The sequence below is a fragment of the Curvibacter sp. GW821-FHT01G03 genome (genome assembly GCF_059422285.1).
The window spans coordinates 108,100-117,550 of the sequence record NZ_JBWKWP010000018.1 but is presented as its reverse complement, the minus strand read 5'-3'; the positions used below and the strand labels follow the sequence as shown (position 1 = coordinate 117,550).

5 protein-coding genes are annotated in these 9,451 nt (G+C 56.5%); all 5 read left to right on the top strand.

The window, feature by feature from the left end; all coding sequences use genetic code 11:
* Positions 1 to 2,188: BPTD_3080 family restriction endonuclease (locus AC07VS_RS23310; protein ID WP_494752144.1), on the top strand; the 2,188-nt coding region annotated here is incomplete at its 5' end.
* Position 2,189: 1 nt separating this feature from the next.
* Positions 2,190 to 5,003, top strand: a complete 2,814-nt coding sequence (locus tag AC07VS_RS23305) for a site-specific DNA-methyltransferase (protein WP_494752143.1) — start codon at positions 2,190 to 2,192, stop codon at positions 5,001 to 5,003.
* 8 nt (positions 5,004 to 5,011) lie between these two features.
* On the top strand, positions 5,012 to 6,058 hold the full coding sequence (locus AC07VS_RS23300; RefSeq protein ID WP_494752142.1) for an SIR2 family protein: 1,047 nt from the start codon (positions 5,012 to 5,014) through the stop codon (positions 6,056 to 6,058).
* On the top strand, positions 6,055 to 7,815 hold the full coding sequence (locus AC07VS_RS23295) for an ATP-binding protein (protein ID WP_494752141.1): 1,761 nt from the start codon (positions 6,055 to 6,057) through the stop codon (positions 7,813 to 7,815). The genes AC07VS_RS23300 and AC07VS_RS23295 overlap by 4 nt, the downstream gene beginning before the upstream one ends.
* A 26-nt stretch (positions 7,816 to 7,841) precedes the next feature.
* Positions 7,842 to 9,434 carry a hypothetical protein gene (locus AC07VS_RS23290; RefSeq protein WP_492347024.1) on the top strand — a complete coding sequence of 531 codons (1,593 nt, stop codon included), beginning with the start codon at positions 7,842 to 7,844 and terminating at the stop codon, positions 9,432 to 9,434.
* The last annotated feature ends 17 nt before the right edge of the window (positions 9,435 to 9,451 follow it).

Sequence of the window (9,451 nt, the reverse complement as noted above, 5' to 3'; positions counted from 1 at the left end):
GGGAATGACCAATGTGCTGGTCATCAATGACGAGGCCCACCACTGCTACCGCGAGAAGCCGGACGCAGAGCTGGATGCGCTGAAAGGTGATGAGAAGAAAGAAGCCGACGAGAACAACGAAGCCGCCCGCATGTGGATCACCGGCTTGGAGGCAGTCAACCGCAAGCTTGGCGTTGCCAAGGTGGTGGACCTGTCGGCCACGCCGTTTTTCCTGGCTGGTTCCGGCTACGTTGAAGGCACCTTGTTCCCATGGACCATGAGCGACTTCTCGCTGATGGACGCCATCGAGTGCGGCATCGTCAAGCTACCCCGTGTGCCCGTGGCTGACAACATCCCCGGTGGCGAGATGCCGAAGTTCCGCAATCTGTGGGAACACATCCGCACCCGCATGCCAAAGAAGGGGCGGGGTGCTGCGAAGTCGCTCGATCCGCTGAGCCTGCCGGTTGAGCTGCAAACGGCGCTTGAAGCCCTGTATGGTCATTACAAGAAGACCTTCGACTTGTGGCAAGCCGCTGGCATCAAGGTGCCGCCTTGTTTTATCGTGGTGTGCAACAACACGTCCACGTCCAAGCTGGTTTACGACTTCATCTCCGGCTTCAACCGCGAGAATGAAGATGGCAGTTCCACCCCAGTCCCTGGGCGGCTGGAACTGTTCCGCAACACCGACGAGTACGGCAATCCCTTCGGCCGCCCCCGCACGCTGCTAATCGACAGCGAGCAACTGGAGTCCGGCGACGCGCTGGACGACAGCTTCCGTGCAGCTGCAGGTCCTGAGATCGAACAGTTCAAGCAAGAAGTCTTCGAGCGTGGCGGCGCCTTGGCCGATGAACTTCGCTCAGGTAAGGACTTTGACGACGCACGGCTGCTGCGCGAAGTGATGAACACCGTGGGCAAGGCTGGTCGGTTGGGCGACTCGATTCGCTGCGTTGTCTCCGTGTCCATGCTGACCGAAGGCTGGGACGCCAACACTGTCACCCACGTGCTGGGCGTTCGTGCCTTTGGCACCCAGTTGCTGTGCGAGCAGGTGATTGGCCGTGCCCTGCGCCGCCAGTCATACGACCTGAACGAGGAAGGCCTGTTCAACGTCGAATACGCCGATGTGCTAGGCATCCCGTTTGATTTCACCGCCAAACCGGTGATCTCCAAGCCCCAGCCGCCGCGTGAGACGGTGCAGGTCCGAGCACAGCAAGACCGTGCCGCGTTAGAGATTCAGTTCCCCCGCGTGCAGGGCTACCGGGTCGAGTTGCCAGATGAGCGATTGACAGCGGAGTTCACTGCTGATTCAGTGCTGGTGCTCACGCCTGACTTGGTGGGCCCATCCATCACGCAGAATGCAGGCATCATCGGGGAGACGGTTGACCTCAGCCTGGATCACTTGGCTGACATGCGGCACTCCACCCTGCTGATGCACCTCACCAAGCGTCTGCTGATCAACCACTGGCGCGACCCGGGTGACGAACCCAAGCTGCACCTGTTCGGCCAGCTCAAGCGCATCACCAAGGAATGGCTGGACACCTGCCTAGATTGCAAGGGCGACACTTACCCGGCGCAGCTGATGTACCAGGAACTTGCCGACGAGGCCTGCAATCGCATCACCGCTGCCATCACCAAGGCCGAGCAAGGCAACAAGCGCCCCATCAAGGCGGTGCTGGACCCGTACAACGCTACGGGCACCACCCGATTCGTCAACTTCAACACCTCGAAGACCGAACGCTGGGAAACCAACGGACCGCCACCCAAGTGCCATGTGAACTGGGTGATTCTTGACAGCGATTGGGAGGCTGAGTTCTGCCGCGTGGCCGAACGCCACCCGCGCGTGGTGGCCTACGTCAAGAACCACAACCTGGGTCTTGAGGTGCCGTACCGCTACGGCTCCGAAACGCGAAAGTACCGGCCCGACTTCATTGTGCAGATCGACGACGGCCATGGCCCTGACGACCTGTTGAACCTCATCGTTGAGATCAAGGGCTACAGGGGCGAAGACGCCAAAGACAAGAAGCTGACCATGGACACCTACTGGGTTCCCGGCGTCAACAACCTGGGCGCCTACGGTCGCTGGGCCTTTGTCGAGTTCGTTGACGTGTACCAAATGCAGCATGACTTCGCCAAGAAGGTCGAAGCCGAATTCAACAAAATGATCGACGCCGTTGCCCCGGCCACCGAATCAGTACCCGAGGGCGCACTCTGATATGGCTACCAAGAAGAACACCCCACTGAGCGTTGAAACGCTCAAGCACGAAGACGCCACCCGCAAGAACATCCCCACGGCTGAATATCAATCGGTCATGAAGCAGGAGCAGCAAAAGCCTATTCCTGTCCGTTATCCACGTGAGCGCGAAGACCGCAACCGTGACTTGGACCCACAACTGGTTTGGCGCGGCAAGGATGAACAAGATTGGTCAGACTTGGTTGTGCATGCGCCGCCGCTCTACATTCAAGAGAAGGTGCACCCCAAGGTTTTGATTGATGACCTCAAACGTCAGACCGAACGTGCGCAAGGCACAAACGCCCCGCAAGTCGATATGTTTGCCGACTTCAACGGCCTGCCCAACGAGGACGCCAAGACCGAGTTCTATGCACATGACGCCCATTGGGCCAATCGCATGATCTTGGGTGATAGCCTGGCAGTGATGGCATCACTTGCTGAGCGTGAGGGCTTGCGCGGCAAGGTGCAGTGCATCTACTTTGACCCGCCTTACGGAATCAAATTCAACAGTAACTTCCAGTGGAGCACCACCAGTCGCGATGTGAGAGATGGCAATGCCGAGCACATCACGCGCGAGCCAGAACAGGTGAAGGCCTTTCGTGATACATGGCGGGATGGAATTCATTCGTACCTGACCTATCTGCGTGATCGACTGACTGTTGCGCGTGATCTATTGACTGACTCGGGATCTATATTTGTACAGATTGGTGATGAGAACGTTCACTTGGTCCGCTCTGTCCTAGAGGAGGTTTTTGGGTCTACGAACTTCGTTAGTCAAATTTCAGTTCAGACAACTACTGGATTTAAAACAAACTACATTGGAAACATTGCTGACTATGTCCTTTGGTTTGCCAAAGATAAATCCCGTGGGAAAGCGCACCCTCCACTTTTTCCGAAAAAGTTCGAGCTTGGTGAGGGCAATGCTAGGTGGTTGATGTTCAAGGATTTCACCTATCGCGGTGTTTCGGCAGCTGAGAAGAGGGGTGAAAGTTCGATTCCAGAAAATGTCTTGCCTTACAAGCCTGACAACATAATTTCTCAAGGGCGATCCAAAGAGCCCCAACCCTTTACTTTCAGAGGAAAGACTTACGACTCATGGAGTAAGAATTCTCACTGGAAAGCGTCACACCCTACGGGCATGAATCGTTTGGCGATGGCCTCGCGAATTCACGTAGCCGAGAATTCCATTCAGTACGTCCGCTTTCACACCGACTTTGCAGTTGGTGTTCATGGCAATGTCTGGACAGACACAGGATCAGGCAGCTTTACAGACGATAAGGTCTATGTCGTACAAACGAATACGAAAGTGATCGAGCGATGCATAGCGATGGCGACCGATCCCGGTGACCTTGTTCTTGATCCCACGTGTGGCAGCGGAACTACTGCATATGTTGCAGAGCAGTGGGGGCGTCGCTGGATCACTATCGACACATCCCGTGTCTCGCTAGCGTTGGCCAGAGCGCGAATTATGGGTGCGCGATATCCATACTATCTGTTGGCGGATAGTCGCGAAGGGCAACTGAAAGAGTCTGAAATCACGCGTACCGTTCCTTCTTCGCGTCCAACTCGTGGCAACGTTGCACAGGGATTTGTATACCAGCGAGTGCCGCACATCATGTTGGAAACAATCGCCAACAATGCGGAGATTGAAGTCATTTGGAATAAGTTCCAAACGCTGTTGGAACCGTTGCGCGAAAAGCTCAACACTGAACTTAAGAAGACCTGGAACGAGTGGGAAATTCCTGGCGAAGCGGATGAAAAATGGTCAATAGCAGCGAAGAAGTTGCATGGGGATTGGTGGGAACAGCGCAGACTTCGTCAGGTGGAGATCGATGCATCCATCGCCGCAAAGGCAGAGTTTGAGTACCTCTATGACAGTCCATATGAGGACAAGAAGAAGGTGCGGGTAGCTGGCCCATTTACCGTTGAAAGCCTATCGCCACACCGAGTACTTGGAGTAGATGAGAACGACGAACTGATCGATCCGAATGACCCAAAGGTGGCTGAACAACAAGCTGAGTACAACGCTGCTCGCGACTTCGTGCAAATCATTCTTGAGAATCTAAAGAACGCTGGGGTGCAACAGGCTCACAAGGAAGACAAAATTTTCTTTACGTCGCTGGTGCCTTGGCCTGGTGATTTGGTTTGTGGTGAAGGCATATACGAAGACAGCACAGGCGAGAAGCGTGCGGCCATCTTCATCGGACCAGAGTTCGGCACGGTGTCCCGCCCCGACTTGGTGTCCGCCGCACGCGAGGCTGGCGACGCAGGTTTCGATGTGTTGATCGCCTGTGCGTTCAACTACGACGCACATTCGTCAGAGTTCGAGAAGCTAGGCCGCATCCCGGTGCTGAAGGCACGTATGAACGCCGACTTGCACATGGCAGAAGACCTTAAGAACACCGGCAAGGGCAACCTGTTCGTGATCTTCGGCGAACCCGACATCGACATCCTCGACGCTGCCGAGGGCCAGGTTTGCGTCAAAGTCAACGGTGTGGACGTGTTCCACCCCAATACTGGCGAGGTGCGCAGTGACGGCGCCGACGGCATCGCCTGCTGGTTCATCGACACCGACTACAACGAGGAAAGCTTCTTTGTCCGCCATGCCTACTTCCTGGGTGCCAACGATCCCTACAAGGCGCTCAAGACCACGCTGAAGGCCGAGATCAACGAAGAGGCCTGGGCGACCTTGAACAGCGACACCTCACGCCCATTCGATAAACCAAAGTCTGGCCGCATTGCCGTGAAGGTGATCAATCACCTGGGTGATGAGGTGATGAAGGTGTTCAAAGTCTGAGACGCGCGATGGACCTGCACAACGTCAAGGTACGCCTACAAGAACATCTGAGTGACGGACTGGTCACGATTGTGGGGTCGGGCTTGTCGTGTGCCGAAGGGCTGCCGGGCATGGGCGAGTTGGCAGCGTACCTGCTTGCGCATGTCGGCGGTGGGTTGACTGGCGCTGACGCCACTGCCTGGGCATCAGCATCGGCGTTGTTCGCCACAAAAGGGCTTGAAGGGGCGCTACTTGCCGTGCCACCTACCCCCGCTGTTGAGTCAGCGATTGCGACCGCTACCGGAAAACTGATCGCAGAGCGTGAGCGTACTGTCGTGTCGGAGGTGTTTACGGGCACGCGAAAGCTTCGACTGACCCGACTGCTGCCGCACTTGGTCAAGCCCGCAGCCGGTCTGACCATCGTCACGACGAACTACGACCGTCTGGTGGAGATTGCGGCGGAGGAGGCAGATATTGGTGCCGACACGATGTTTGTGGGCCGCTTCGCGGGGCAACTTAACGAGCGCGAAAGCCAGTTGAGTTTCTGCCGCAAGGTCACAGTCAAACAGCGCCCAGCTGCTGCAACGTTTCACTATCGTCCTCGTGCCCTGATATGCAAGCCCCACGGCAGCTTGGATTGGTACGCGAGGGCTGGCCGCCCAGTTTTTTATCCCGGTGATTTGGTTGATGCTGTTCGATTGATCATCACGCCAGGTCACAACAAATTTCGCAATGGGTATGACAGTCCTTTTGATCATCACCGATCCAAAGCCAACGATGCGATTGATCGCGCAAGCAGATTCCTCGTGCTTGGTTACGGATTCAATGATGACCATCTGGAGACGCATCTGTCGCCTTGCATCAAAGGGGGTAAGCCCACGTTGATGCTGACTCGGTCGCTGTCCACTGTGGCGAGGCAGTTGGCGCTTATGCACGCGAATGTCATTGCCCTTGAATATGCCGAGGTGTCAGGCGTTGCTGGGACTACGGTCATCATTGAGCAAAAAGAGTTCTTCTTTCCGGGAGTCGGAATGTGGGACGTAGATTCATTCGTTACGGAGGTTCTTGAACCATGACTGCTATGACCGCAGCACTGCAATTCGTCGAGGCAGATTTGCTTGGCCGTGTTTCCTCTGTCGATACAAGCCGAGTGGCTGTCGATGTCTCGAATTCAGTGTTGCTGACCCGGATCGGCATCGGCAACCTGATCGCTATCAAGGGCAGCACTGAGCGCGAGTTCCTGATTGCCATCACCGAGCGGGTGACGCGGAGTCTGAGCGATGCTCTGCCAGACGAGTTGCCTGCCGATGGGGATGACTTGCCGCTGACCGCCGTTCCGACGGACACGGTACGTGGCGCGTTGATTGGCACCTTTCGGACTGTCGATGGCGAGAAGAAGAATACGTTCAAGCGGGGCGCGGATAGCTTTCCGCAGATTGATCGGGAATGCTACGTCGTGGAAGGGGCAAACCTCCAGCGATTCATGGGCATCCTCGGCGCTGACTACCCTCCCAATGAGCGATTGAAGCTGGGGGTGTTCGTCGCAGACAGGACTGCGGAAGCCATTGCCAGCGGCGACAAGTTCTTCCAAAGGCACGCCGCGATTTTGGGCAGCACGGGCTCCGGGAAAAGCTACGCGGTGGCATTGATTCTTGAGAGGGCGGCTCAGCTCAAGTACCCGAACATTCTGGTGTTCGACATGCACGGGGAGTATGCCCCGCTGGCCGATGAGAGCAAGGGCGGTTTCGCCACGCGGCTACGCATCGCTGGCCCAGGTGACCTGGCAGCACCTGCGGATGATGCGTTGTTTCTGCCCTATTGGCTGCTGAACCGTGACGAGATGCTGTCGATGATCCTCGACCGCAGCGACCAGAACGCCCCCAATCAGGCGTCGCGGTTCACCTCGCATGTGAGGGCGTTAAAGGAGAAGACGCTCAAAGCCGAAGGCAAGAATGACGTTGCCAAAACTTTTACCGTTGACTCCCCGATTCCATACGCGATCAGTGACCTGCTGGATATTTTGAATACTGACAACACTGCAAAGGGTGTCGGCAAGACTGGCCCAGTCAAAGGAGAGTGGGAAGACAAGCTAACGCGGTTCATTTCTCGAATGGAGGCCAAGCTCGAAGATCGGCGCTATGGTTTTATGTTTACGCCGCCTGCCGCTGCGAATACCTACGACTGGCTCGCCGCGCAGATTGCCAAGCTGCTCGGATCGAGCGGCGGCAAAGGCATCAAGATCATCGACTTCTCGGAAGTTCCATCGGATGTTCTTCCTGTGGTTACTGGCACGCTCGCGCGGTTGCTCTACGACGTGCAGTTCTGGATGGCCGCCGAAAAGCGCACGCCCGTCACATTGCTGTGCGACGAGGCCCACTTGTATCTACCGGTGCGCGACGATGCCGATGCTGTGCAGCGCCAGGCCCTTGGGGCCTTTGAGCGGATCGCAAAGGAAGGCCGCAAGTACGGGTTCTCATTGCTGGTGGTGAGCCAGCGTCCTTCAGATGTCAGTAGGACGATCCTGAGCCAGTGCAACAACTTCCTGTCCCTGCGTCTGACCAATGATGCGGATCAAGGGGTTATCAAACGTTTGATGCCCGACTCATTGGCAGGCCTGACCAGCGTGCTGCCGTTGCTCGACACCGGCGAGGCGCTGATGCTGGGGGATGCGGTCCTACTTCCATCGCGGATCAAGTTGGACCTTCCGACTGTCGCGCCAGATAGTGCTACGCGTGACTTCTGGAAGGACTGGGGTGCACAGGCGCCTGATGTGGCTGCACTTGCAAAGGCCGTCGAGGCCTTGCGCAGCCAAACAAGAAACACTGGCGCATAAGCGACCACAGACAGGGAGAAGACTACATGCTCGTCTACAGCAGCCGATTTCACCTCGAACCCAAAGATGGGCCCCAGCAAATCGTGGAGTGCGTTGCCCGCTGGATGGGCAAGCGCACGGGCGGCTATGTTGAAGGGCGGCAACTTGTAGCCGGTTTACGTCAGCGGTTGAGAGACGGTAGCATGGTGGTTTCGCGGGCGACCTATGGTCCGGAGAGCGACCCTGCGTACCCTTTGTTGTTCTGTGCGCAGCTATCGCACGGAGATAACGAGGTGGCTGGGCGTCGTTGGTTCACGGAGGTTGGACTGCGACAACTGGATGAGCACGGACCTGTTGAATGCACCATATTGTTGCGGACTGATGAAATCAGCGCCCGTGTAACAGCGCCTATTCAGGTCACTCGGCCTCGATTGGTGCAGACTTTGATGGAATCGTGTGAGCCTAGTGGCGACACTCCAGGGTTGCGGATCAAGCGGTTGGATGAATCTAGTGCAGCGGCATTTTTGGTGGAGGTCGAGCGCGAAGCGCGACAGTACCCCATTGTGGTTGTCAGTGCCAATCGTGATGGTGTATACGCTGTGCAGCCCGAGCGTCTGCGCACTTTGTTAGTGGGTATCGCCGAAGTTGTTGAAGTGCCAGCGGGGGTAGATACCTTCAAGATCGAAGAGGTATTGAGCAGCCGCTACGGCGCTTGGGGTGGTGCGATCAACGTGCTTTTTCAGGCGCGGACCAGCGACCGCGGTGTTTATTGCGATCGAACCCTGTACCGCCCCGCAGACTTGGCAGATTTGACGGCCGACGGAAAGAACCTCGATTCTGAGATTCTGGCGTCAGTTACTCACCGCACCAACCTGCCGTATTCGTGGAAGCATATTTCCTTGGATGTGGTCAGCCAGGCTGCGTTGCGCAGTCAACTCGCGGCGAGCATCCAAAAGGCCAAGAACAGCGATGAGGCCAATGAATACGCCGCATTGCTTGAGGAAGCCGACAAAGAGTTGCTTGCCAAAGACGGGGAAGTGGCAGCACTTCGCCAGGACCTTGAAGACAAAGCGTCACTGGCCCATCGTTTGCAGGCCGACATTGACGGCTTGAAGCACGCGCTGAACGGCCGCCAATCGTCGGGGGATGCAACTGAGGATGAGATTGCTGCCATCAAGCCACTGCGGGATGCTGTGGCCTCTCTGGTGAATGGAGAGCCAAGCTTGGAGCAATCGCTGACGATCATCAGTACGTTTTTCCCTGATCGCGTTGTCGTGCTGGATTCGGCCTATGAATCCGCTCAGGACTCCAAAGAGTTCATTTACGGCAAACGCGCTTTCGACCTGCTTTGGAGCTTTGTCAATGACTACTGGTCGGCTCTTGCTAGTGGGCAAGGCGACATGATCGGCAAGCGGGCCTTCGGGGCAAATGATTACGCCCAAAACGAGGGTCAGGCGTTGAGCAAACTTGGTAAGAGGAGACGGACATTCAACTACCGTGGCACTGACATTTCGATGGAGAAGCATCTCAAGATCGGCATCAAAGACAGCGTGGCCGAAACTCTGCGTGTCCATTTTGAGTGGATCGGCGCGGAAAAACGGCTGGTCATCGGCCACTGCGGCAAGCACCTTGATTTTTGATCGCGGGAGACAGCACG